Raw genomic sequence first — 22,321 nt, 5'->3', positions numbered from 1 at the left:
AGGTGATTATGTCTATTAATAGCATGGGTAAATTGATGAAGGCCAGTAAATGGGCTCAGCGCGAGTTTGAAAAAGACTCTATACCCACCCCAAAAACACTTAAAAGATGGGTTTCTAATGGGGTTATTAATGGAAAAATTATAGATCAGTCAGTCTGGATTTTTTCTAGTGAAAAAATGGGTGTCGCGTCTTCAATCTCAAGCCATGTAAATGCTTTGATAGAGGAACAGTAAATGGCAGCAAGGCCAAGAAATAGGCAATACAGACACTTGCCAGACTTTCTCAACTTTGACAAAACCCGCCAGCGTTACGTGTTAACACTGATAACAGGCAAACGAAAAACCATAGGCACCGACCGTGCCTATTCAATCGCTGTCGCGCGTGAGTATAACCTAAGAATGCGCCCAGAAACCGCTGTCAGCTTAAATGGGCTAATTAATGAGTCTGGCGGACTCAAGGGTGAAGGTGAAGCTTTATCTATTCATATGGATAGATTAATGGAGCGCATTGTTAAAGATGAGCAGCCAGCAAAAAGCACCCTATCCGATTGGAAAAAAGACATTGAGCGCATAAAAGAGTTTTTTAGTGATATTGCTTGTTGTGATATTACTCTAGAGCATGTTAACGATTATATAAACCATTACCACGCTGATGGATCTGCTAACGTCCAAAATCGGAAAGTATTATTTTTGAAGAAAATATTTAGCTACGCAATGGATGAATCATTAATGCTAGATAATCCTGCCGCACGTAAGAAAATGCGAAGATTGGAAGGAAAACAAAGAAAGCGTCTATCATTTGAAAACTTTATTAAAATACGCAATTTTGCGGAGCCTTGGCTACGTACAGCTATGGATCTAGCTTTACAGACAACACAAGCAAGGCTTGAAGTTTCAAGAATAAAATACAACATTAAAAAACCCAAAGAAGGCGTTTGCGGTTGTGTATGGCTTGATGTGCCAGTAAATGGTATCTATGGAACGTTATATATCCATAGGCAAAAGGTTAAAGATAAAGAAGCGGCCCATGTTGCAATTCCAATCGGTGGCGAATTAAAGCGGATCATCGAGGAAAGCAGAGATAACATTGCAAGCCCCTATGTTGTTCATCGGCTACCAATAAAAAACAGCAACCCGATTAGCTCAGAGGTTCAGCACCCTACACAAGTAGTACCTAGTTATCTAAGTCGAGCATTTTCAAAGGCAAGGGATAAAGCAGGAGCATATGCAGACTTACCACAAGAACAACGGCCAACATTTCATGAAATAAGGGCTTTAGCTGCTCATTTATTTGAGAAGTCAGGCGTAGATCCTCAAGCAAGGATGGCGCATAGTGATGCGAAATCCACTAAAATTTATACGCAAGATCATGTTGAGTGGGTCAGCGTACCGCATGCTGAAATTAAGGTGGGATAATGGTGTAAAACAGCTTGTAACTCCTTGATTCATATAATACCAAAATGACCAATAATCCACTGTTTCCCTATACAGTCGAATCAATCACAATAACATTAAAATCAATAGGTTATGTTTTAATTGTATATAGTCATGGGGTGTCGGGGGTCGTAGGTTCAAATCCTATCATGCCGACCAACTTTTTATAGAAAAACCAACCTGTTATGGTTGGTTTTTTTGTGCATGAAATTTTAGGTGGGCAAAAGTCGGGTAAAAATCCAACTTATTTTCTAACTTTAACCACTGCTAATTCATCAAAATTTGTCGTGTAGGCAGGTGACAACATTTCTCTTTTCATTTTATATCCGCTATTACTACTCTTACTAACAAACAATCATTACACATACCTGTCAATTACTACCCACGACTATATTTCTCATAATAACTAGTCATAAGCCATTGTGTGCATTATGCCAACAACAGTCTTTAACGATTCATTGAACCATAATAAATCGCCTTGTGATGTGTATTAAACTTTACCAAAACATAAGGTTTTAATTATGGCTTTTGAGCACTAATAATAAATATCATTGGTCTCTCTTTTTCCTCATCTAATGTCGGATTTTCTATAATTTGCTCGCACGATGGCCCCCACTCGTCCAGTTCAATTATTTCAAACCCAGCAGAAATTAATAAGTTAATCCAAGTGGATAATTTTCTGTGTTGCTTTACGACACCATCAGCAAACCAATGGCTAATTCTATTGCCTTCTTGCTGGTACTGATTAACCGGCCAGGCTTTATTACCATACTTATCTATACACCATTCTTGAATAAGTGGTGCGGTGTATATTGGATGTTCTGCAGAAAAAATCACCCTCCCACCTTGATTTAGAGCTTGATATAACTTAGTTAATAGAGAATAAATATCGACCACATAATGTAGAGCCAGCGAGCTATAGATCAAATCATACTGTTCAGTAGGTAAGCTCAACTTTTCCATATCAGCACGTAAGTATGTTATAGCGGAATCATCTGTCATTGAAATCGCCTTTGTTAACATTTTTTCTGAGAGGTCAACGCCTGTTACCTGTGTTGCCCCTTGAGCACTTGCCCACCGACAAAACCAGCCATAACCACAACCTAAATCTATAATAGATTTCCCATTTAAATCTGGTAATAACCGTTGTATTGCATCCCACTCTGGTGCACCACTTAGCCCTTCGACTGAGCGAGGCAATGTTGCATATCCTGCAAAAAAATCAGGGTCATCATAAATATTTTGAGACATGGTTTATTCCCCAATAATAAGAAAATTAGGCTAATCATATTCTATATTTCTTAAATTTGATAAGAATTACCACTGTATAGATTAACAACGACTCAATGATAGCAAAGAGCGAGCTTTATGGTAGATTTTTAGTTAACTGCCATAAGATTAAAATTGCTTTAATTCAATAGGTTAAAAAACAATAATTGTAATGAACTTATTTTAAGTTTTCATATTAACCTTTTATTTAAACCATCCTATACTGTAATATTTTTGAATTAATACATTTAGCATTGACAAATAACTGATTAATAATGAAAACTAACTTTAGAGTAGCAACACCAATTGATATAAATGCTATATTTTCCATAGATACTATTGCGACCGCAGAACGCTATAAAGACATTACCCAATGGAGCGAGCAAGGAATATGTTATGTACTGGAATCCAACAACGAAATATTGGCTTATGGCGTTCTACATTATCATTTCTATTCCCATGCCTTTATAGAGCTATTAATGGTAAATAAAAACCATCGTCGACAAGGCCTTGGCCTCATTTTAATTAATAAACTAAAAATGCAGAGTAAACCCCAAAAGATTTTTACTTCTACAAATCAATCAAATACAGCCACTCAACAGCTTTTAATAAAAGCTGGCTTTGTTCCTAGTGGCTACATTGAAAATTTAGATGATAATGATCCCGAACTTATCTATTGCTATATACCTGATTAACACCATCGATATGAAGAATTATAATAGCGTTTTATCCATCACAACTGTTTGTAAGATGTGATTAAATTGCTGATACGTTTCTTGAGCAATCTCTTCTGGATAACTTAGCACCCTAAGCTCATGCGGCTTATTTTCTGGGTAATAACTTGGATGAGCATGGACGTATTCATTTTGTTGAAAACCACAATGCTGATAAAAAGACCAACGTTTTTGGCTGATTTCATCAATAATAGGATCTATTTCTAGAATCACTTTGCCTACATCATGACAAAACTGTTTTAGTACCTTTTGCCCATAACCTTGCCCTCTTAATACGGGGGAAATGGCAAAATGTTCAATATAATAATAACCTTCGATTTTCCAACAACCAATAAAGCCAATGAAAATGTCATTTTCTTTGAAATTGAGCAAATAATAATCGCTATGATTCAATATTGCCTTTCTTCCCTGATAGCTTCTTTGTTCATATAACGGAAAAGCGGTGTCATATAACTGGTTAATCATTGCTATCGCTTGGCTATCTTCACTTTTAATTCTTAAAGCATGTAACATTTAATCGAAACTCTCCTTAATCAAATATATTTTATAGAATACCTATTTTTAATTTTCTGACAATTATTTTATCAAGCGCTCATAAGATTAACTTTTTGTTTTATATTGATATTATTTTTTCACTTAATTTACTGATAAAAATATTTGCAGCTCTATATTGACTTTTTTGTCTAATAGCTCTAAAAATACTGTATATTAATACAGTCTTCACTAGAGGCTATCATGTTACGTATCGAAGTATTATTTGATAAAAACGCTCCGCAAAAACCCAGTTCAGTGGTTTTACAAGCTCTTGAAACTGAGATTTTACGCAAACTTCAGAACCAATATCCTGATATGGTAACTCGGGTTGGGTTTAGCTCACAACAACGCGTTAATATTTCAGGAACAAAAATAGCGGAGGATAAAACTCGTATTGAAGAAATACTGGAAGAAATATGGATGGATGATGGTTGGGTCCCAGAAGAGACAACAGAGGATTAACCAAATACTTAAAAGGAATGTTTTACCCAATGACATTCCTTTTTTACTAATACGTGAGGCTTTTTACACCTTCATAAACTGGCGCAATATTGACTCCCCCCCTCCAAACAACAAAAGTACTTTCATCAACCAGAGAACAACTGCAAGGTAACACACTGATTATTAAAGCAGCTAGTTGTTTTAAATTTCTTATATCTAAATTTTACTCATTTTTAATTAATAGATTTTATGCCTAAGAAAGGTTTTAATTTGTTTCACTGGATTCAACTTTTCATTCTCTTCATTAGTTGTTCTAACCTGAGAAATACAGTTAGTAATATTTGCACAAGTAGAAATTTCATTTAGTTTTAGGGGTGATAAACTAACTGTGGACGTATTATTAAAATCTTTTCCAATAAAGATTAAAGCAAGCGCGATTGCGACTATAAACAATGGCACCTCATAAAATGCGTGTTTCATTATCAATGCTCTTATTGCTTGAATGATAAAACGATAATAAACAGTCTATTTTTTTGTACCTTAAAGATGGGTTAAACCAACCTTAAGATATGCTTAAATACGCTTCAAACTTGAACTGTTCATATTGTCTGACGCTCACTGCCTGCTTATACTGGCTAGTAGAGGTGATAATATGAATATCCTATTAGTCGAAGATGATCTTCAATTGGGAAAAGCACTATGTCGTGGGCTAGAGCTTGCAGGTTTTAATCCTTGTTGGGTAAGGCTACTTGCTGATGCAAAGTTACAACTCGCATCTCGCAATTTTGACCTAATGCTCTTAGATTTGGGCTTACCTGATGGCGATGGTCATGACGAGCTCATAGCTTGGCGTAATATGGGCGAAACTATTCCAATAATCATTCTCACGGCAAGAAACCAAATGGATAACTTAGTTTCTAGTTTAGATTCAGGTGCTGATGACTTTTTAACAAAACCATTTGCTATGCCTGAACTTATTTCCCGAGTGAAAGCCGTTAGTCGCCGTATGGCTGGGTTTTCATCTGAAATATGGCAATTGGGTAACCTGCAATTAAATCCACTTAATCATCAAGTAACCCTTAATGAGCAATTGCTACTGCTATCCGGGAAAGAATACCTATTACTCTATGAATTAATAAAAAATGCAGATAATGTTGTCAGAAAAACGGATTTAGAGCAGCGTCTATTCGGATTGGATGATGTAGAAAGTAACTCTTTAGAGGTTCATATTCATAATTTACGCCGAAAGATAGGTAAAGACCGTATAATTACTATCCGTGGCATTGGTTATCTATTAAAAAAAGAAGTGCCACTAAGTGAAAGTTAAATCATTTTTTATTTATACATTCGGGCTACAAATCAGTTCCGTTATTTTTCTTTGGTTATTATTAGTTGGCTGGCTCCAGTTTTTTTATTGGCCATCAATTCATGATGAGTTAAATGCACAACAGAATATCGTCACTCAAGGGTTTGCTAAAACACTTGATGTGGTTGCTGATAAACCTGAATATTTCAATAAAATAGCCGATAACCTACAAGAACTTTATTCTAGCGCAATGGAAAGTGGCGATAATATTAGTTATCGGCCTTTTATGGTTGTCAGAGATAAACAAGGGAATGTCTATTACCGAAACAGCGACAAATTACATGTTCCCTCCCTTAAATCCGTTTCTGAGCTCGCTGCATTACATAAAGACTGGCACTTTACTTCTGCATGGAATGATCAAAAAACCTTTGAGGTTGTCATTGCTGAATCTTATAGTGATCGTAAATCCTTATTAGGTAATCCAGCTGAAGGGACAGCCATCCCCCTCGCTTTCATTTTAGGTATTATGTTGCTAGCAATTTTAATTACCGCTTATTTTAGTTTGCGGCCTTTAAGACAATCAGCAAAACTCATTTCCAGCCGTCAGCCGGGTAATTTAACCCCTATAGAAACAAAAGAGCAATATAAAGAAATTCGGCCTATTATTGCTGCAATAAATAACCTTATGTCTCGTGTTGATGCTGCGAATCAACGTGAAAAGCGCTTCATGGCAGACGCCGCACATGAATTACGGACGCCGATTGCGGCTGTTATTGCTCAATTGCATTTGTTAATGCAAATTGATAATCCAAAAGAAAAAGGCGAAATTATTAATGATATGCAAGAAACTTTAAATCGTGCGGCCTCTCTATCACATCAATTAATTGACTTAGCTCGTTTAGAAACTGAAGATTTCTTGTTAAATAAAGAACAAATTGACCTGCCTGCATTAATCAGCCATTTAATATCTTCACACATACCTTACGCCATTAACAAAGATATTGATGTCGAACTCCAAAGCCCAAAATCTTTTTATATCCTCACAGATAAACTCGCATTAAGTAATATTTTTACTAATCTGCTTGAAAATGCGATTAAATATTGCCCTGAAAAAGGGAAAATCAAGGTCATTTTAAAAGACCTTACCCCATTTGGTGGGACTATTTCTGTTCAAGATAACGGCCGAGGAATTCCAGAAGACAGTCGCCAGCTTATATTTTCTCGCTTTTATCGAGTACCTGGAACAATGGAAACCGGAAGCGGTTTAGGTTTATCTATCGCCCAGAATTTAGCCAATAAAATCGGTGCTGTAATTAGAGTTACTGATGGATTAGACAATCAAGGTATTGGTTTTATTATTGATTTACCCTAAATCTAATTATGTTATTGAGTTAACAGCATTCACGCTTTTTTCCAGATAGTATACGCCGTTATACGTTAATATACTTACACCTAAAAGAGGCAATAATGTCCAAAGCATTAGTAATTATTGATCTCATTGAAGAGATAATTGGTAAAAATGGCTTATCTAATTCAAGTTACCAGCAAACTTGCTCGCGAAAAATTGTTGAAAAAGCTAATCAAGCGGCACAATATGCAAGAAACCATCATATTCCAGTGATTTGGGTTAAGGTTGGGTTTTCAGACAATTATCACGATGTGCCAGCTGGTTCCCCTATGTTTCAGCAAGCCAAAAAACTTGGAGCCTTAAAATTAAGTGGCACGGGGTGTCATTGGGCTCATGACCTTGAAGTGGCATTTCGTGACCCAGTAATGATTAAAAAAGGGGTTTCTGCATTTGCAGGAAATCATTTCCATAAATGGCTTACCGATAATGATATTACCGAGTTGTTTATTGGCGGAGTTAGTACCGTAAAGGCCATTCAAAGCACTGCGAGACAGGCTCATGATTTAGGGTATTTTGTTACAGTACTTGAGGATTTATGTGCCGCTCCAACGCCAGAACTCCACCAGCAAAGTATTCAGGCATTGGATGGCATGGTAACCATTTCTTCAGTTAAAGAATTTATTCAATTAAAATAACATTTAGATATCTCATGTGATTATTTTAATTTTTGCAAGTATATCTCTCGTAGCCGGATAGCTAGTTTCCCCGGCTTACCTTCCCCAATGAATTGGTTATTCGCCATAATAACTGGCCAAACTAATGTTGTCGCCGAGGTAATAAAGACTTCCTTGGCTTCTAACATTTCATCAATACTAAATGGCTTTTCAACAATGTCTATTTGTTGTTCCCTAGCAAGTTGTAATATCGCTTGGCGAGTAATACCTGACAATATTTCATTATTTAACCCCCGTGTTTGTATTTGGTTTTGTTGGTTAATAATAAAACAATTACTGGAACTTCCTTCTGTAATATAGCCGTTTTTAACAAATATAGCGTCGTCTGCACCTTGCTGTTTAGCGTATTCTTTTGCCATCGAAGCTGCTAATAAAGCAACTGTTTTAATATCACAACGCTGCCAACGAATATCATCTACAGTGACGACTTTTATTCCATATTTTGATTTTTCATTTTCAACAATCTGCGTCTTTTGTGCAAATAAGACTAATGTTGGCTTCGTCTTTGTATCAGGATATAAAAAGCTGCGTTGGTGTGCATTACCACGAGTCAACTGAAGATAAACAAGCCCTTCTTCGATATTATTTTTCTGAACTAATTGAAGATGAATTTGTTTTAATTCTGCTAAATCATAAGGTAGTGATAACTGTAATTCAGCACAAGAACGCTGTAAACGAGCCATATGACGATCAAAGTCAACGAGCTTACCGTTAATTATTGCTGTCACTTCATATACTGCATCCGCAAATAGAAACCCACGGTCAAAAATAGATACTGATGCGTCTTCTTCAGGTAAAAACTGGCCGTTCACATAAGCAATCATGAGTTATATTCCTTTATCAATCAAATCATTACCTAACCTCTAATTAACCATACACCATATTATAAAAATTACCTTTCAATTCTTCACACTTTTTGTGCCCATTTATGGATTTTTGCATGTCTTGTGGTAACAACTTGCAGTCAAAAACAAGTGCCAGACATTTTTTAAAAAATAATTTAATATTTAAAATTATTTTTAATATTAACTTGACATTAACATGTTAATGGCTAAAATGCTCTCACGTGATCTGGATCACATTTTAATTTGGAGTTATCGATGAACAGCATCAAAGAATTTATCAGCAGTGTGCAAGAAGTTGTTGAATTACTGTCTAAACGTTTTATGTAAGCAAGTTAATCATTTTCTAGTCAATCAGACCTTTTAGTTACCTAATCATTAGCGTTAATTGCATTTATTTTGCACAACGACCTTGAAATCAAGGTCGTTTTTTTTATTCGAAAACATTTTCAATAATTTCTGCGACTATCGCTGTTCCTATCGCAACCAAGACAAGATCTTGGCCACTGATTTTCCATTCATACCCAACATAAATGGGTAATTGAGCTAAAAAAGCTGAAGGTAACGCTTTTTTGGCAATACCTGGAGGAAGCGGTTTACCCCGACCAACTTGCTTTGCAATGCCTGGCGGCAACCCTTGATAACCCGTCAAACCATATTCAATGGCCAAAGGCCTTACATTACCAAAACTCACATTAAAACTAATATTAGAACCTCGTTTCTTATCGTAATATTCGCTTGCTTTGGCATATTTTAGCTGTTGATTACCATCCCCTTTATTCGATTTATCTTTATTCTGATTTCCTTTGTTTCCATGAATTTGTTGATTTCCTTTACCATTCCCTTGGCCTTGATTGCCATTAGGGGATGAATTAGCGAGAAATGGAGCGCAGGCAATAACGGGTAATAAGATATACTGCAAAAAAACAGAACAATTCGGCTTTTTAAATACGCTCATAATAAATTCCTGCAAAGTTAATATAACATTAGGAAGTTTGTAGAACATTATGCTTAGTTATGAAGACTCACAATCAGAAAATCCTTATCACATGTAATGTTATGTAAATGTTACATAACTAATCAAATTAACGAACCCGCTCCTTTATAATGACCTTTATTGTCATTAATATTGCATTCATATACTGCACAATACTTAGAACTAACAATAAGAATTAAGACGGAGTTTAATATTGTTCGCCATGAATTTTCATTGTGAATATGATAAGGTCTTTAAACTATCGAATATTTTTATAAACCGAATATTTTTATAAACCATTGTTCCTAACACCCTCAAGAAGGAGAAACCATGCAGCAGCAACTGCTAGACTGGGTACGTCAGTTCAACCAAGATTACGCTAACCTCGCCTCTTTACTTATGGTGCTCGGTTTAATTCTAATCGTCGCCTGCGTATTACACTTAATTCTGCATAAAATATTACTTCCTCAACTCGAAAAGCGCGGGCAAAAAAGTGCAGGAACTTGGATTCATTTAATAACTCAACATAATCTTTTTAATCGCTTTGCATTTGTTATACAAGGTGTTGTTGTCAATATCCAAGCTACGCTATGGTTACATTCAGGCTCGACTGCACAAGCCGTTCTAAAGGTCGGCTCACAGGCTTGGTGCCTATTATTTGGCTTACTAACCCTTTACTCTGTTCTTGATATTATACTGGGTGTACTCCAACGTGCGGCTAAAACCGCGCATTTACCTCTTAGAGGAATATTTCAAAGTCTTAAACTGATTGCCACAATTCTAATTGGCATCATGATCATTGCGCTATTAATAGGCAAATCGCCTCTGATTATTCTCAGCGGTCTTGGTGCAATGACAGCGGTCATGATGCTAGTGTTCAAAGACCCTATCATGGGGTTAGTTGCTGGTATACAACTTTCAGCCAACAACATGGTTAACATTGGCGATTGGTTAGAAATGCCTAAATACGGTGCTGATGGCGCGGTGGTCGATATTGGTTTAACTACGGTAAAAGTCCGTAATTGGGACAACACAGTAACCACTATTCCTACCTATGCACTTATTTCTGATTCATTCAAAAACTGGAAAGGAATGACAGAGTCTGGTGGGCGCCGAATTAAGCGTAGTGTCCGCTTAGATGCTAGCAGTGTGCATTTTTTAACATCTGAAGAAATAGCGTACTGTATTAAAGCAAATTTACTTGAGCCCTATATCGAGCAAAAAATATCTGAGATTCAAGTCTTTAATTCTAGCCTACCTGATGATAAAGCGATCCCTTTAAATCAACGTCGTCTGACAAATATAGGGACTTTCCGGGCTTACATTGAAGCTTATTTAAAATCACACCCTAATATTCACAAAAATATGACGATTATGGTCAGACAGCTAGAATCTGACTCAAATGGTATCCCAATCGAAATATATGCGTTTACGAATACAACCGTATGGGTGGAGTATGAAAGAATACAGTCAGACATTTTTGACCATATCTTTTCCATCCTTCCGCAATTTAATCTGATGGTACATCAATCACCTACCGGAAATGATGTTAGGATGATAGGCTATTCCCCAGAAAAATAATTAATACTAAGTGATTAGTTAACTTTTCTTATCCATCTACACCTAAAGTAGTATTTCAAAGAGGGAGATATCCCTCTTTTTCCTTACTTTTGACCCAATCGTTATATAATAATTAACACTTCGATAGTTAATAGAAATAGAACTAATCTATGTTATAGCGAACAAAAAATCCTTATAAATTAAATAAATACATTTATCTTATCAGGGATAACATTGATGTAAGTCATGTAACTCAACAGAAACTTTTTTTAACATATAAAACAAGAAAGTAATGTTGTTATTTACATATAGGCAATGTCAATGCATAAAAATAAAATAAATACTCAATTTGGAGAACTGAGCAGGAGGGAGTTTATACAAACCTCTGCAACCGTTGCGGGTGTCGCTGCTGTTGCTGGCTCAATCACTCTTCCTTTTGCTGCTCAAGCAAAAACACCAGCGATCATGCCTGACGAAGTCAGCGAAAAAATCAGCTATAGCGCATGCTTAGTAAACTGTGGTAGCCGCTGTCCATTAAAAGTTCATGTGAAAGACGGTGTTATCAGCCGCATTTCCAATGAAACAATGTATGACGACTCAACGTTAGGTGAACACCAAATCCGCCCATGTTTGCGTGGCCGTTCAGTGCGCTGGAAAACCTATAACCCAGACCGTTTAAAATACCCAATGGTACGAGTTGGTAAACGCGGTGAAGGTAAATTTAAAAAGATCTCATGGGATGAGGCAACAACCATTATCGCCGAAAAACTGCAGTATACTATTGATAAATATGGAAGTGATGCCATTTACTATCAATATGGCTCGGGTTCAACAGGCGCAAACTTACACGGTCGTGCTGCTTGTAAACGTTTATTAAGCTTAACCGGTGGTTTCTTGGGTGATTATGGCACATATTCATATGCGCAATTAATGGAAATCACGCCTTACGTATATGGCAGTATTGAAGAATCCTATTTATCTGAAATCCAAAACTCAGATTTAGTCGTCATGTTTGGTCACAACCTTGCTGAAACGCGTATGTCTGGGGGCGGTCAATTTTACGAAACCCTCAATGCGTTAGATAAAAGCAAAGCAAAAGTTATCATTATTGACCCGCGTCGCACTGATAGCGTCACAACGCTTGGCGCAGAATGGATACCTATTTACCCAGGTACTGACGCTGCATTAGTTGCTGCTCTCGGTTATGTCATGATCGAAGAAGGCCTGACTGACGAAGAATTCCTAAACAACTATTGTGTTGGTTGGGATGAGTCTACCTTACCTGCTTCTGCACCACGCAATGCATCATATAAAGATTATATTTTAGGTAATGGCCCTGATGGCATCGCAAAAACCCCTGAGTGGGCGAGCAAATTAACGGGTATCTCAGTCGCACGTATTAAACAACTTGCACGTGAAATCGGTAATGCAAATAGAGCATGGATCTCACAAGGCTGGGGCTTACAGCGCACAGAGAATGGCGAGCAAGCTTGTCGTTCTATTATGATGTTACCGTTGATGTCTGGGAACATTGGTCGTGCAGGAACTAACACTGGGCTGTGGGGTAACAGCTACGCTTATCCTGTTGCAGGTTTTGCTTTACCTAACCCAGTAAAAGCCTTGATTCCGACTTATATGTGGTCAGAAGCAATTGTTCGCGGGAAAGAATTGACCGCAGAGAATGGTGGCATTAAAGGTGTCGATAAACTAAACAACGATATCAAGTTTATGTGGTGCTACTCCAGTAATGTCATTGGTAACCAACATGGCGATTTAAATAAAACCCATGAAATACTTGCAGATGAATCCAAATGTGAATTCATTCTAGTATGGGATAACCATGATACCCCATCCGCAAAATATGCAGACTTATTGTTACCGGATGTCACAACTGTAGAAACCAACGATTTAATCAATAACTCCTATGCAAGTGGTGCGTATCATTATTTAGTTCGCCTACAAAATGCCATTGAGCCACTGTGGGAAAATCGCCCTAATTACGATGTGTTAGCAGAAATTGCTGAAAAAATGGGTGTAAAAGAACAATTCACCGAAGGCCGTACCTACGCTGAATGGATTGAGTTCTGTTATAACAAAACACGTGAAAAAATGCCTCATTTACCTGAATTCAGCGAAACCGACGGTGCGGGCATTATCGACCGTAAGTTCCTGAACAGCTCAGAAAATATTGCATTGAAGAAATTCCGTGATGACCCAATCAATAACCCATTGAAAACGCCGTCAGGTAAAGTGGAAATCTATTCAGAACAACTAGCTGAACGTGTTAAAAATTGGGAATTACCAGAAGGCCAACGTATTCCTGCCATTCCTGAGTATTGCGTCAATAAAGAAGGTGTTGAAGCCCAAGCAAGCCAACAAAAGCATCCGCTATTAATGACGGGCTTTCATGATAAAGGCCATGTGCATTCATCATATTACAATGTTGCTATGCTACGTGAAGCCATTCCACATCAGTTTTGGCTCAACCCAGTCGATGCCCAGCAACGCGGCTTGAATAATGGTGATATGGCTGAAATATTTAATGATCGTGGTCGTATTCAAATTAAAGTGAAAGTGACAGAGCGTGTATTACCCGGTGTTATCGCCGTTCCACAAGGTGCATGGCGTACTCTTAATAATGATGGGCTAGATGTCGGTGGTTGTATCAATACACTGACATCGCATGTTCCTTCGCCATTGGCTAAAGGTACCCCACAACATACTAACCTTGTTGAAGTTAAACGCGCTTAAGGAGTTGAATGATGAAACAATATGGCTTTTACTTTGACTCCACAAAATGCACTGGCTGTAAAACATGCCAAGTCAGTTGTAAGGATGAAAAAGATTTAGATTTAGGCCCAAAATTCCGTCGTGTCTACGAGTTCGGTGGCGGTAGTTGGCAAAAACAAGATGGTATTTGGCAGCAAAATGTCTTTAGTTACTATCTTTCTATTTCATGTAACCATTGTTCAAACCCGACATGTGTCGCGGGTTGCCCAACCGGTGCAATGCATAAACGAGAAGAAGATGGTTTAGTCGTGGTTGACCAATCTATTTGTGTTGGTTGCCGTTATTGTGAGTTGCGCTGCCCGTATGGCGCCCCACAATTTGATGAGAAGAAGAAACTAATGAGTAAATGCGACGGCTGCTATGAGCGCGTCGCAAAAGGGATGAAACCTGTTTGTGTTGAATCTTGCCCGCAGCGTGCTTTAGATTTTGATGACATTAATGTTCTTCGTGAGTTACACGGCACAGAGTGTGGCATTGCTCCAATGCCAGACCCAAGCCTGACGAACCCGAATATTGTCATCAAACCACATAAAGATGCGAAGCCATTTGGCGATAAAAGTGGCGAATTAAAAAACCCTGCGGAGGTGTAAGATGCATGAATTACCACTCGTTTTTTTCACCGTCTTAGGACAGTCCGCTGCAGGGCTTTTCTTACTCGCTTATATTAGCCGTAGAATGGGTTCTATTGACGATAATCAGCTAAAAATTGCCAATATCGTTGCCTTTATCATTATGATAATTGGTTTAGGTATCGGTGGGTTACACGTTGGCCAGCCACTACGCTTCTTTAATATGTTATTAGGTGTAGGCCGTTCGCCAATGAGTAATGAAGCGTTCTTAAGTGGCGTATTTGTTGGGTGCGCTGCTGCAACGTTATTTTTTACGCTGTTTTTCAAACATACGTTATTACGTGAGCTGGCTAATATTGCCGCGGTAGTTTCTGGACTTGCATTTGTTTGGTCAATACCTCAAGTATACAACATCGCCACTATTGCTAACTGGGACACCGGTTATACCACACTGCAAATGTGGATGACGATGTTAGTCGGTGGCGGTGCGCTCGCCATTGCAATCGGTGCTCGTGGCTTAGGTATTGCTTCGTTCTTAATTGGTACTTTTGCTATTTTTGCAAGCCGTGCGGGTTATCAAGCCTTTTTAGCAGAAACAGGTCCCGCTCTTAGCGGTGAACAAACAGGCTTCTGGGGCTTCCAAGTTGTTGTTTTAGCTATTGCTTTAGCTGCTTTCGTTGGTATGGCGTTAAAGCACCGCGCACCAAAAGCGACATTAGCAACTTGTGCCGCCGCAGTATTATTAGCTGAACTGGCTGGCCGCATTGCATTCTATAATTTGTGGCAAATAACCATGTAAGGCATTGTTATTACTATGTTATAGTGTTTCATAAAAGAACCCCTTTTGGGGTTCTTTGTTTAGATATCTTCAACACCACCTGCATTGATACAGTAGCAGGAAATTAAATAATGATGTCATGCTTTAGCGCGAAATAAGACGGATAAAATAATATGATTGACACGACAATGATCCGCATCCTTGGTGCGTTTTTCTACTACCCTCCGCAATCGGACACTTTACGTAACGTTTACTCTGTCTTGGGTGAACTACCACAGTTATGTACATGGGATAACCCAGAGAAAATTCAGGCTATTTGTACTTCGTTGTCACAAACACAACCTGATGATATCTCTTATGATTATTCCATCTTATTCGAAGGACAAGGCAGTATGCCTGCTCCGCCTTGGGGCTCTGTGTACTTAGAGCATGATAATACTGTTATGGGTGAGTCAACTGCGGCTTATCGCGACTTTTTGCAAGCGAAAGGTTTAGTCACTGATACTGGAATCCGTGAACCTGAAGACCAATTTGGCTTAATGATGATGGCAGTTTCTGCGTTAGCAGAGCAAGAGGACGACAGCGCTGTTATTGCTCTATTTGAGCAACATTTGTTACCTTGGGCGTATCGCTATTTAGAGCTAGTGCAGCAAAGCAAAACAGAGTCCACTTTTTACCCTAGCCTTGCACAGATCACTGAAATTTACCTCAAATCACTACAATTGAAATTAGAATTATCGCCAGTCAGGGCTGAATTATTTCGCTAAATAAAAACTAAACCAAATGAGCTAGTTAAACAAAATATGGGCTCATTTGGTTTTAGTCTAAAAAGAAGAGTTTGGCTCTTGTAAAAATGCAATTTCTTCTTGTGTTGATGGCCGACCTAAAATTTCATTACGGTGAGGATAACGGCCAAATTTATCAATAATCGCTTTATGTCTCATTTCAAAATCTAATGTACCGTCATCACCCAGCATGCGAAATAGCTCAACCGCCTGTAAATGTATAAAACTGGATTCAGAGTGCATAAATGGCATTAAAACAAACTTGCGCTGTGACAGCGTCAGAAGGTTATAATCATGTTGCTTAATCGCCTCTTGCGCTAATGCTAAAGCCATCCCATCTTGAGCAAAAGACCGTGGTGTATCACGCCATAAGTTACGTGAAAACTGGTCTAGAACAATAATTTCCGCTAAACGTCCACGAATGGATGCCCGCCAATAAGCTAATTCTCCCTTAGCTGCACGTTCACAGATATGAGCAAACCGTTGTGCTATCGTCAAATCAAACTTAGCGCTTTTTTCAAACCATTGTTTTGGTGTCGATTCCTCAAACCAAAATGAAAGCACTTCTTCCATGGCATTCATGATTTATTCCTATCTGTTTTCTTATTAGAGGTTGTCATAATCCTAGTTAAAAATAGCCTTAATTGACAGGCTTGAGCTCTAATATCGGCTGTTTGTAGATAATTATTTTGTTTTTTTGCGATCTGACACCAAAAAAACATGCAATATTGATAGTGTAATTTTAACAATATACTACTTTATTTATTATCAAATCATTTATTTTCTACTTATGATAATTCCCAACTTTTTAATTTATAACGATTTGCTTTTTAGTGTGAATGAAACAATTCATCATGCCTAAATACATACATTTGGTTAACTCAATGTTAGAATTTAACCTATAATGCGTATGTGAATTAGATAGTTACTTGCAGTCATCACTTTCAGCGGTTCATATTGGTTCTTATTAAGGAAGGCAATGTAAATGGCAGGACATATGGTACTCATTGGTTGGGCGTTATGGGTTAGCCCTTGTGGTACGGATTCATGCGATGCATTACCGGTGACTGAAACTATTTTTACACAAGAACAATGCATGAGCCGAAAAAAATACCTAGAATCAAAACGACCGAATCTCTACTTTCTCTGTGGTGAGGTTTACCGCGATAGCAATGAAATGACCGCTGAAGAAAAACATGCTATTCCTGCGCCTCATCTTCCTCTAAGAACACTGCCAGAGCGAATTTCCCGTTAGTTTGAGCTAACTCCTTTAGCTCAAACTTAATTGGCATCAAACTAAATAATTTCAGCTATTGGGCTTTCTGCTTCAACAAAATCCCCTTTAGTAGCGCAATACTTCAACGTTCCTGTTCGGTGTGCAACAATTTGCACTTCCATTTTCATGGCTTCCATTACACCAATTACATCCCCTTCAGAAACATTATTTCCTTGAGGGATCAGCCAGTTAAATAATATCCCGGAAATAGGTGCGTTGACCGCATCAGGATTATCAACTAATTGAGGGGCCGAATGGGATGCCGCTGAATTATTGACTGAGAAACCAGAAAAAAGTTGAGTGGGCAAACCTAGCTCACAACGCTTCCCATCAATTTCAATAAAAGTACGAGTCATCGCAGGATCCGATAATGGAATTTGCCGTTTTGCTGGTGGAATTTCCACATTAAATTCAGTCTCTATCCAACGCGTATGTACACTAAAATTATCACAAAAATCAGCTTGTTCTATTACTGCACGATGGAATGGTAATACGGATGCAACACCTTCAATATTAAATTCTGCCAGTGCTCGACGTGCACGCGAAATAGCTTGGTCACGTGTACTCCCCACGACAATTAATTTGGCCATTAATGAATCAAAGGTACCCGGTATTGTTGTCCCTGCCGTTACGCCACTATCAACACGGACTCCCGGCCCCGTTGGTGCATCAAAAACAGTAATAGTGCCGGGGGTCGGTAAAAAACCATTCCCAGCATCTTCGGCATTAATACGAAATTCAAACGCATGCCCTCGAGGAGTCGGCATCTCATTAATACTTAAAGGTAAACCTTCCGCAATACGTAACTGCTCAATCACTAAGTCAATCCCTGCGGTTTCCTCTGTGACTGGGTGCTCAACCTGTAAGCGCGTATTCACTTCTAAAAATGACAGCGTTCCATCTTGGCTTAGCAAAAATTCAACGGTTCCTGCTCCCACATAGCCCGCTTTGCGGCAAATATCCGTTGAGGCTTGGATAATTTGCTGTTGTTGCTTCTCCGATAAAAAAGGGGCTGGCGACTCTTCAACCAGTTTTTGATTACGCCGTTGTAGTGAACAATCACGTGTTCCCACCACCAGCACGTTGCCATGCGTATCTGCAATAACTTGGGCTTCAATGTGCCGAGGGTTATGCAAAAATTGTTCAATAAAACATTCACCTCGGCCAAATGCCGCGGTCGCTTCACGCACAGCTGAATGATAAAGTTCTTCAACTTCATGGAGTTGCCAAGCTACTTTTAGCCCTCGGCCACCACCACCAAATGCCGCTTTAATGGCAATAGGTAAACCATGTTGATGAGCAAATTCCAGTACTTCTTGTGCACTATTCACAGGGTCTTTTGTACCAACCACTAGCGGTGCACCGACTTGCATTGCAATATGGCGAGCTTGAACCTTATCCCCTAGTATATCAATGCTGTTTGCGCTAGGCCCAATCCAGATTAACCCTGCGGCTTCAACTGCACGCGCAAATTCAGCGCGTTCAGATAAAAAACCATACCCCGGATGCACCATAGTTGAACCAGACTGCTGAGCGATACTAATCAACTTTTCAATATTTAAATAACTTTCTGCTGGCGAGTTTCCCCCAAGCCCGTAGGCTTCATCAGCCATTTTGACGTGGAGAGCTTCAATGTCACTGTCCGCATAAACCGCAACAGACTGGAAACCATAATCACGACATGCACGGATAATACGAACTGCAATTTCGCCTCGATTAGCAATCAATACTTTATGTTTTTTGTTGTTATTCATTTTCATAAGCACAATGGCTCCCTTATAATACTTTAAATTCACCAAGTGGATTAAAACGTATTTTGGCATTCACAGGGATTTGCCCTGCTAAATCCAAATGGTATTCACATACCGCGCCAATGACGGGATAACCGCCGGTTAAAGGGTGATCATTGAGAAACAAAACGGGCTGGCCATTTGCTGGCACTTGAATAGCCCCAATGCAAGTTCCTTCACTCGGTAGCTCCTGTAGTTGTTCGCGCTCTAACGGTTTTTCACTAGATAAGCGCAGGCCTATTCGATTTGATGACGCAGTGACTTGCCATAATTGCCTTGTTAGTTGGCCAACGGCTTGTTTTGTAAACCAATCCGTTCGAGGTCCCAATATCACATCCAAAACCACAACATCATTTTCTGCTGGGTAATCAAAAGCAGGTGTCTCATTTAATGAAACGGCTAATGGAGACGAATCAGTGCTAACCGTTAATGTTTGACCTACCTTGATTGGGGCTGGGCCAACTTGCGCCAGCGTATCAAACGAGCAACTCGATAAAATAGGTTCAATATTAAAACCACCCCGCACAGCGAAATAACTACGTACACCTTTGTTCGGACGGCTTAATTTAATGGTGTCGCCTTTTGCTAAATGAATCGGTTGATAAGTATTAACTTGATATTGTTGGTGTTCTTCCGTAATAACCTCAATAGAACAAGGCGCACCAGTCACTGCAATAATAAGGTCTTTGTGCACTTGTGCCTTAAACCCACCTTGCGTTATCTCTAAAACGGCGGAGTCTGATTTATTCCCCACAATACGGTTTGCACTACGCAATGCCGATTTATCCATACTGCCAGATTCTGAAATACCTAATGCTGATTGGCCAATACGCCCTAAATCTTGAAATAAAACCTGTAATCCTGTCGCTAAAACGGTTAAATCAGCACTGACATTCTCAGCATTTTTTTCAATACTTACTTTAGTTGGCAAGCTATAGCTAATCTGGCTTTTTGTTGCATCAACAAAGTTTACCCGCATGCCTGCCTGAACAAGTGCGGGTTCTGGTCGATTGATATCCCACATTAATAGCTCAGTCACACCGATTAACTGCCATCCCCCTGGGCTAGCTTGTGGATAAACACTGCTAAACTCCCCGGCTAAGGCAACAGATCCCGCAGGGATACGCACTCTTGGTGATTGACGCCTTGGAACATTCAGATTAGCGCCTTTCGACACCATGTAACCAAAACCCGGAGCAAAACCGCTAAATGCAACCTGAAATTCATTTTCTGTGTGACGACGTATCACTTCTGCAGTGGATATCCCTAAATGCGCTGCAACATCCGAAAGATCCTCTCCATTGTAATGAACAGGGATAGTGACCAATTTACTGGCCTTACCAACTCTTCTCGACACATCCCTAACCGATATCTTTTCAACCAACTCATTTACATCAATCCTGAACGGGTTGTAACGAATTAAAATCGTCCTTGCTGCTGGTGTTATTTCATCAATCCCATAAATGGGCATTTCTGTTAAAGAATCAGCCAATGCCATTGTTTGTTCAAGACATTCCAACTCCACCATAAAAGCACTTAAATTGACGGGTAAAAATCTCAATTGGCACCTCTATATGTGATATGCGGCATCAGGTACATCCGTAATAAACATGTAACCGGGTGCATGGCTTAATGCGAATGGAACCCCAGATTTCATTACTGCCGCTTGAGGCGTTACACCGCAAGCCCAAAAAACGGGAATTTCGCCCTCTTCAATACGAACCGCATCACCGAAGTCAGGCTGCATAATGTCAGCAATACCTAATTGTTCTGGCGCACCAATATGAACAGGAGTGCCATGCACTGCGGGAAACCGACCAGTAATACTCACTGCATCAGCCACGCGATTTGCAGGTATTGGTCGCATTGAAACCACTAATTCGCCTTGTAAACGCCCTGCTGGGCGACAAAGACGATTAGTCTTATACATCGGAACATTCGATTTATCCGTGATATGCCGTATATCAATACCTGCTTCAATCATTGGCGTTTCGAATGTAAAACTGCAACCAATTAAAAAAGTGACTAAATCAGGATGTTGTTGATAGATTGCTGTCGCATCCGTAATTTCATCAATTAATTGTCCTTTTTCCCACACACGGTAACGTGGGATATCCGTGCGTAAATCGGCACCTTCAGCTAGGACAGTTTGCCAGCTCCCTGCTTCACATACGTCTAAAACAGGGCAGCTCTTTGGGTTACGCTGAGCATATAATAAGAAGTCAAATGCCCAGTCACGTGGCAACGCAATCATGTTGGCTTGAGTCATACCCGGGGCAAGGCCTGCTGTTGGTTTGTCATATCCTTCGCGGATAGCTTGCCGTGCAAGGCGAGCAGCTTCGATGGCCTGCAGTGATGCTTTCATTAGCTGTGTCATTCATGATCTCCTTTATGGGCAAAACCATAAATTTCAATACCTTGTTGTTCTAATACGGCTCGCACCTGTTTCGCCATTTCAAGGGCGCCAGGGCTATCCCCATGAACACAAATCGACCCAGCGTCAACAGGTGTAAATTTTCCATCAATCGACATCACTCCGCCTTCCATGACCAACTGCAACATGCGGTCTGCAACTATCTGTGGGTCATGTAATACTGAACCGGCTAATTTTCGAGATACTAATGTGCCATCACTGTTATAAGCTCTATCAGCAAAAGCTTCTGCGACCACATTTAAGCCACATTCTCTTGCCCACTCAATTAATGGTGACCCTGCTAATGCCACTAATATCAATTGCTTATCAATGGCTAATATCGCATCAATAACGGCCATTGCTTGGCGTTTATCATGAGCAATCGTGTTATACAGTGCACCATGAGGCTTAACATATAAAACTTGTGCCCCTGCTGCGGTTGCTAACCCTTGTAATGCACCAATTTGATAAATCACGTCTGCAGTTAATTCACTCGATGCAATATCCATATTACGTCGACCAAATCCCACTAAGTCGGGATAACCAACATGAGCACCAACAGCAACACCATTTTCCTTCGCCGCGTTAAGGGTTTTTAATATCCCTTCAGGTGAGCCTGCATGAAAACCGCAGGCAATGTTCGCACTACTAACAACGGGAAGAATGGCGGTATCATTGCCCATTTCCCATTGTCCAAAACTCTCCCCAAGGTCGCTATTTAAATCAATTTGCTTTTTCATGGC

General features: G+C 39.3%; 23 protein-coding genes. 13 read left to right on the top strand and 10 right to left on the bottom strand.

Going from position 1 to position 22,321, the window contains the following annotated elements; translation table 11 throughout:
* The first annotated feature begins 8 nt into the window (after window positions 1-8).
* Both PZ638_RS08485 and PZ638_RS08480 read left to right on the top strand, forming a co-directional pair.
* Entirely contained in the window at window positions 9-233 is a 225-nt protein-coding gene (locus tag PZ638_RS08485; RefSeq protein WP_409418038.1) for a hypothetical protein, read from the top strand.
* Entirely contained in the window at window positions 234-1,415 is a 1,182-nt protein-coding gene (locus tag PZ638_RS08480; RefSeq protein WP_096864893.1) for a tyrosine-type recombinase/integrase, read from the top strand. It abuts the gene before it with no gap.
* A gap of 262 nt (window positions 1,416-1,677) precedes the next feature.
* Here the strand turns inward: PZ638_RS08480 and PZ638_RS08475 are convergent, their stop codons facing one another.
* Together PZ638_RS08475 and PZ638_RS08470 are read right to left on the bottom strand one after the other, a co-directional pair.
* Entirely contained in the window at window positions 1,678-1,740 is a 63-nt protein-coding gene (locus PZ638_RS08475) for a DUF4113 domain-containing protein (protein WP_231135993.1), read from the bottom strand.
* Window positions 1,741-1,952: 212 nt separating this feature from the next.
* Entirely contained in the window at window positions 1,953-2,684 is a 732-nt protein-coding gene (locus PZ638_RS08470; RefSeq protein WP_094962325.1) for a class I SAM-dependent methyltransferase, read from the bottom strand.
* Window positions 2,685-2,977: 293 nt separating this feature from the next.
* Here PZ638_RS08470 and PZ638_RS08465 point away from each other — a divergent pair, with 293 nt between their 5' ends.
* Window positions 2,978-3,397, top strand: coding sequence for a GNAT family N-acetyltransferase (locus tag PZ638_RS08465; RefSeq protein ID WP_004260038.1), 420 nt, complete (start codon window positions 2,978-2,980; stop codon window positions 3,395-3,397).
* 18 nt (window positions 3,398-3,415) lie between these two features.
* Here the strand turns inward: PZ638_RS08465 and PZ638_RS08460 are convergent, their stop codons facing one another.
* The gene (locus PZ638_RS08460; RefSeq protein ID WP_094962324.1) at window positions 3,416-3,949 is read right to left on the bottom strand and encodes a GNAT family N-acetyltransferase; all 534 of its coding nucleotides are present in this window, start codon (window positions 3,947-3,949) and stop codon (window positions 3,416-3,418) included.
* 222 nt (window positions 3,950-4,171) lie between these two features.
* On the opposite strand from PZ638_RS08460, the gene PZ638_RS08455 reads away from it, so the two are divergent.
* The 4 genes from PZ638_RS08455 (at window position 4,172) to PZ638_RS08440 (ending at window position 7,760) form a co-directional block, all read left to right on the top strand.
* Complete coding sequence (locus PZ638_RS08455; protein ID WP_004260032.1) at window positions 4,172-4,432, top strand: DinI-like family protein; 261 nt, start codon at window positions 4,172-4,174, stop codon at window positions 4,430-4,432.
* Between the two features lie 631 nt (window positions 4,433-5,063).
* The gene (locus PZ638_RS08450; protein ID WP_004260024.1) at window positions 5,064-5,738 is read left to right on the top strand and encodes a response regulator; all 675 of its coding nucleotides are present in this window, start codon (window positions 5,064-5,066) and stop codon (window positions 5,736-5,738) included.
* Window positions 5,728-7,089, top strand: a complete 1,362-nt coding sequence (locus PZ638_RS08445) for a sensor histidine kinase (RefSeq protein ID WP_094962323.1) — start codon at window positions 5,728-5,730, stop codon at window positions 7,087-7,089. Before PZ638_RS08450 ends, PZ638_RS08445 begins: the two co-directional genes overlap by 11 nt.
* A gap of 95 nt (window positions 7,090-7,184) precedes the next feature.
* Window positions 7,185-7,760, top strand: coding sequence for a cysteine hydrolase family protein (locus PZ638_RS08440; RefSeq protein ID WP_094962322.1), 576 nt, complete (start codon window positions 7,185-7,187; stop codon window positions 7,758-7,760).
* A 20-nt stretch (window positions 7,761-7,780) separates the two neighbouring features.
* Here PZ638_RS08440 and PZ638_RS08435 read toward each other — a convergent pair whose 3' ends face one another.
* Both PZ638_RS08435 and PZ638_RS08430 read right to left on the bottom strand, forming a co-directional pair.
* Window positions 7,781-8,623, bottom strand: a complete 843-nt coding sequence (locus tag PZ638_RS08435; RefSeq protein ID WP_094962321.1) for a D-amino-acid transaminase — start codon at window positions 8,621-8,623, stop codon at window positions 7,781-7,783.
* Between the two features lie 451 nt (window positions 8,624-9,074).
* Window positions 9,075-9,599 (bottom strand): anti-virulence regulator CigR family protein, encoded by a 525-nt coding sequence (locus PZ638_RS08430; RefSeq protein WP_167732475.1) that lies wholly within the window; start codon window positions 9,597-9,599, stop codon window positions 9,075-9,077.
* 348 nt (window positions 9,600-9,947) lie between these two features.
* On the opposite strand from PZ638_RS08430, the gene PZ638_RS08425 reads away from it, so the two are divergent.
* The 5 genes from PZ638_RS08425 (at window position 9,948) to PZ638_RS08405 (ending at window position 16,081) form a co-directional block, all read left to right on the top strand.
* A complete protein-coding gene (locus tag PZ638_RS08425) occupies window positions 9,948-11,198 on the top strand; it encodes a mechanosensitive ion channel family protein (protein ID WP_094962319.1) in 1,251 nt (416 codons plus the stop codon).
* A 300-nt stretch (window positions 11,199-11,498) separates the two neighbouring features.
* Window positions 11,499-13,928 (top strand): DMSO/selenate family reductase complex A subunit, encoded by a 2,430-nt coding sequence (locus tag PZ638_RS08420; RefSeq protein WP_094962318.1) that lies wholly within the window; start codon window positions 11,499-11,501, stop codon window positions 13,926-13,928.
* An 11-nt stretch (window positions 13,929-13,939) separates the two neighbouring features.
* Window positions 13,940-14,557, top strand: coding sequence for a DMSO/selenate family reductase complex B subunit (locus tag PZ638_RS08415; protein ID WP_036958092.1), 618 nt, complete (start codon window positions 13,940-13,942; stop codon window positions 14,555-14,557).
* Window position 14,558: 1 nt separating this feature from the next.
* Window positions 14,559-15,335 (top strand): dimethyl sulfoxide reductase anchor subunit family protein, encoded by a 777-nt coding sequence (locus PZ638_RS08410; protein ID WP_094962317.1) that lies wholly within the window; start codon window positions 14,559-14,561, stop codon window positions 15,333-15,335.
* Window positions 15,336-15,487: 152 nt separating this feature from the next.
* Window positions 15,488-16,081, top strand: a complete 594-nt coding sequence (locus PZ638_RS08405; RefSeq protein WP_004259987.1) for a TorD/DmsD family molecular chaperone — start codon at window positions 15,488-15,490, stop codon at window positions 16,079-16,081.
* A gap of 57 nt (window positions 16,082-16,138) precedes the next feature.
* On the opposite strand, the gene PZ638_RS08400 is transcribed toward PZ638_RS08405, so the two are convergent.
* Window positions 16,139-16,681, bottom strand: a complete 543-nt coding sequence (locus tag PZ638_RS08400) for a DUF924 family protein (RefSeq protein ID WP_004259983.1) — start codon at window positions 16,679-16,681, stop codon at window positions 16,139-16,141.
* A 403-nt stretch (window positions 16,682-17,084) separates the two neighbouring features.
* Between PZ638_RS08400 and PZ638_RS08395 the strand changes: the two genes are divergently transcribed.
* Window positions 17,085-17,354 (top strand): hypothetical protein, encoded by a 270-nt coding sequence (locus PZ638_RS08395; protein WP_004259979.1) that lies wholly within the window; start codon window positions 17,085-17,087, stop codon window positions 17,352-17,354.
* 41 nt (window positions 17,355-17,395) lie between these two features.
* Here PZ638_RS08395 and PZ638_RS08390 read toward each other — a convergent pair whose 3' ends face one another.
* Genes PZ638_RS08390 through PZ638_RS08375 form a run of 4 tightly spaced genes read right to left on the bottom strand, consistent with a single transcriptional unit; the run spans window position 17,396 to window position 22,318 of the window.
* On the bottom strand, window positions 17,396-19,135 hold the full coding sequence (locus PZ638_RS08390) for an acetyl/propionyl/methylcrotonyl-CoA carboxylase subunit alpha (RefSeq protein WP_180312596.1): 1,740 nt from the start codon (window positions 19,133-19,135) through the stop codon (window positions 17,396-17,398).
* Window positions 19,136-19,151: 16 nt separating this feature from the next.
* A complete protein-coding gene (locus PZ638_RS08385; RefSeq protein WP_180312595.1) occupies window positions 19,152-20,726 on the bottom strand; it encodes a 5-oxoprolinase subunit B/C family protein in 1,575 nt (524 codons plus the stop codon).
* Window positions 20,727-20,735: 9 nt separating this feature from the next.
* Window positions 20,736-21,542 carry a putative hydro-lyase gene (locus PZ638_RS08380; RefSeq protein ID WP_164455525.1) on the bottom strand — a complete coding sequence of 269 codons (807 nt, stop codon included), beginning with the start codon at window positions 21,540-21,542 and terminating at the stop codon, window positions 20,736-20,738.
* Entirely contained in the window at window positions 21,539-22,318 is a 780-nt protein-coding gene (locus PZ638_RS08375) for a LamB/YcsF family protein (RefSeq protein ID WP_180312594.1), read from the bottom strand. The genes PZ638_RS08380 and PZ638_RS08375 overlap by 4 nt, the downstream gene beginning before the upstream one ends.
* Between the last annotated feature and the right edge of the window lie 3 nt (window positions 22,319-22,321).

The organism is Providencia hangzhouensis (assembly GCF_029193595.2).
Taxonomy (GTDB): Bacteria; Pseudomonadota; Gammaproteobacteria; order Enterobacterales; family Enterobacteriaceae; genus Providencia; species Providencia hangzhouensis.
This window is presented reverse-complemented; position numbering and strand designations above follow the sequence as displayed.

Coding starts and splice junctions, on each gene's coding strand:
- PZ638_RS08440 (WP_094962322.1), top strand. CDS start 7,185: ATGTCCAAAGCATTAGTAATTATTGATCTCATTGAAGAGATAATTGGT.
- PZ638_RS08485 (WP_409418038.1), top strand. CDS start 9: ATGTCTATTAATAGCATGGGTAAATTGATGAAGGCCAGTAAATGGGCT.
- PZ638_RS08390 (WP_180312596.1), bottom strand. CDS start 19,135: ATGAAAATGAATAACAACAAAAAACATAAAGTATTGATTGCTAATCGA.
- PZ638_RS08395 (WP_004259979.1), top strand. CDS start 17,085: ATGGCAGGACATATGGTACTCATTGGTTGGGCGTTATGGGTTAGCCCT.
- PZ638_RS08415 (WP_036958092.1), top strand. CDS start 13,940: ATGAAACAATATGGCTTTTACTTTGACTCCACAAAATGCACTGGCTGT.
- PZ638_RS08470 (WP_094962325.1), bottom strand. CDS start 2,684: ATGTCTCAAAATATTTATGATGACCCTGATTTTTTTGCAGGATATGCA.
- PZ638_RS08450 (WP_004260024.1), top strand. CDS start 5,064: ATGAATATCCTATTAGTCGAAGATGATCTTCAATTGGGAAAAGCACTA.
- PZ638_RS08405 (WP_004259987.1), top strand. CDS start 15,488: ATGATTGACACGACAATGATCCGCATCCTTGGTGCGTTTTTCTACTAC.
- PZ638_RS08380 (WP_164455525.1), bottom strand. CDS start 21,542: ATGACACAGCTAATGAAAGCATCACTGCAGGCCATCGAAGCTGCTCGC.
- PZ638_RS08465 (WP_004260038.1), top strand. CDS start 2,978: ATGAAAACTAACTTTAGAGTAGCAACACCAATTGATATAAATGCTATA.
- PZ638_RS08430 (WP_167732475.1), bottom strand. CDS start 9,599: ATGAGCGTATTTAAAAAGCCGAATTGTTCTGTTTTTTTGCAGTATATC.
- PZ638_RS08410 (WP_094962317.1), top strand. CDS start 14,559: ATGCATGAATTACCACTCGTTTTTTTCACCGTCTTAGGACAGTCCGCT.
- PZ638_RS08435 (WP_094962321.1), bottom strand. CDS start 8,623: ATGATTGCTTATGTGAACGGCCAGTTTTTACCTGAAGAAGACGCATCA.
- PZ638_RS08480 (WP_096864893.1), top strand. CDS start 234: ATGGCAGCAAGGCCAAGAAATAGGCAATACAGACACTTGCCAGACTTT.
- PZ638_RS08400 (WP_004259983.1), bottom strand. CDS start 16,681: ATGAATGCCATGGAAGAAGTGCTTTCATTTTGGTTTGAGGAATCGACA.
- PZ638_RS08420 (WP_094962318.1), top strand. CDS start 11,499: ATGCATAAAAATAAAATAAATACTCAATTTGGAGAACTGAGCAGGAGG.
- PZ638_RS08375 (WP_180312594.1), bottom strand. CDS start 22,318: ATGAAAAAGCAAATTGATTTAAATAGCGACCTTGGGGAGAGTTTTGGA.
- PZ638_RS08425 (WP_094962319.1), top strand. CDS start 9,948: ATGCAGCAGCAACTGCTAGACTGGGTACGTCAGTTCAACCAAGATTAC.
- PZ638_RS08455 (WP_004260032.1), top strand. CDS start 4,172: ATGTTACGTATCGAAGTATTATTTGATAAAAACGCTCCGCAAAAACCC.
- PZ638_RS08460 (WP_094962324.1), bottom strand. CDS start 3,949: ATGTTACATGCTTTAAGAATTAAAAGTGAAGATAGCCAAGCGATAGCA.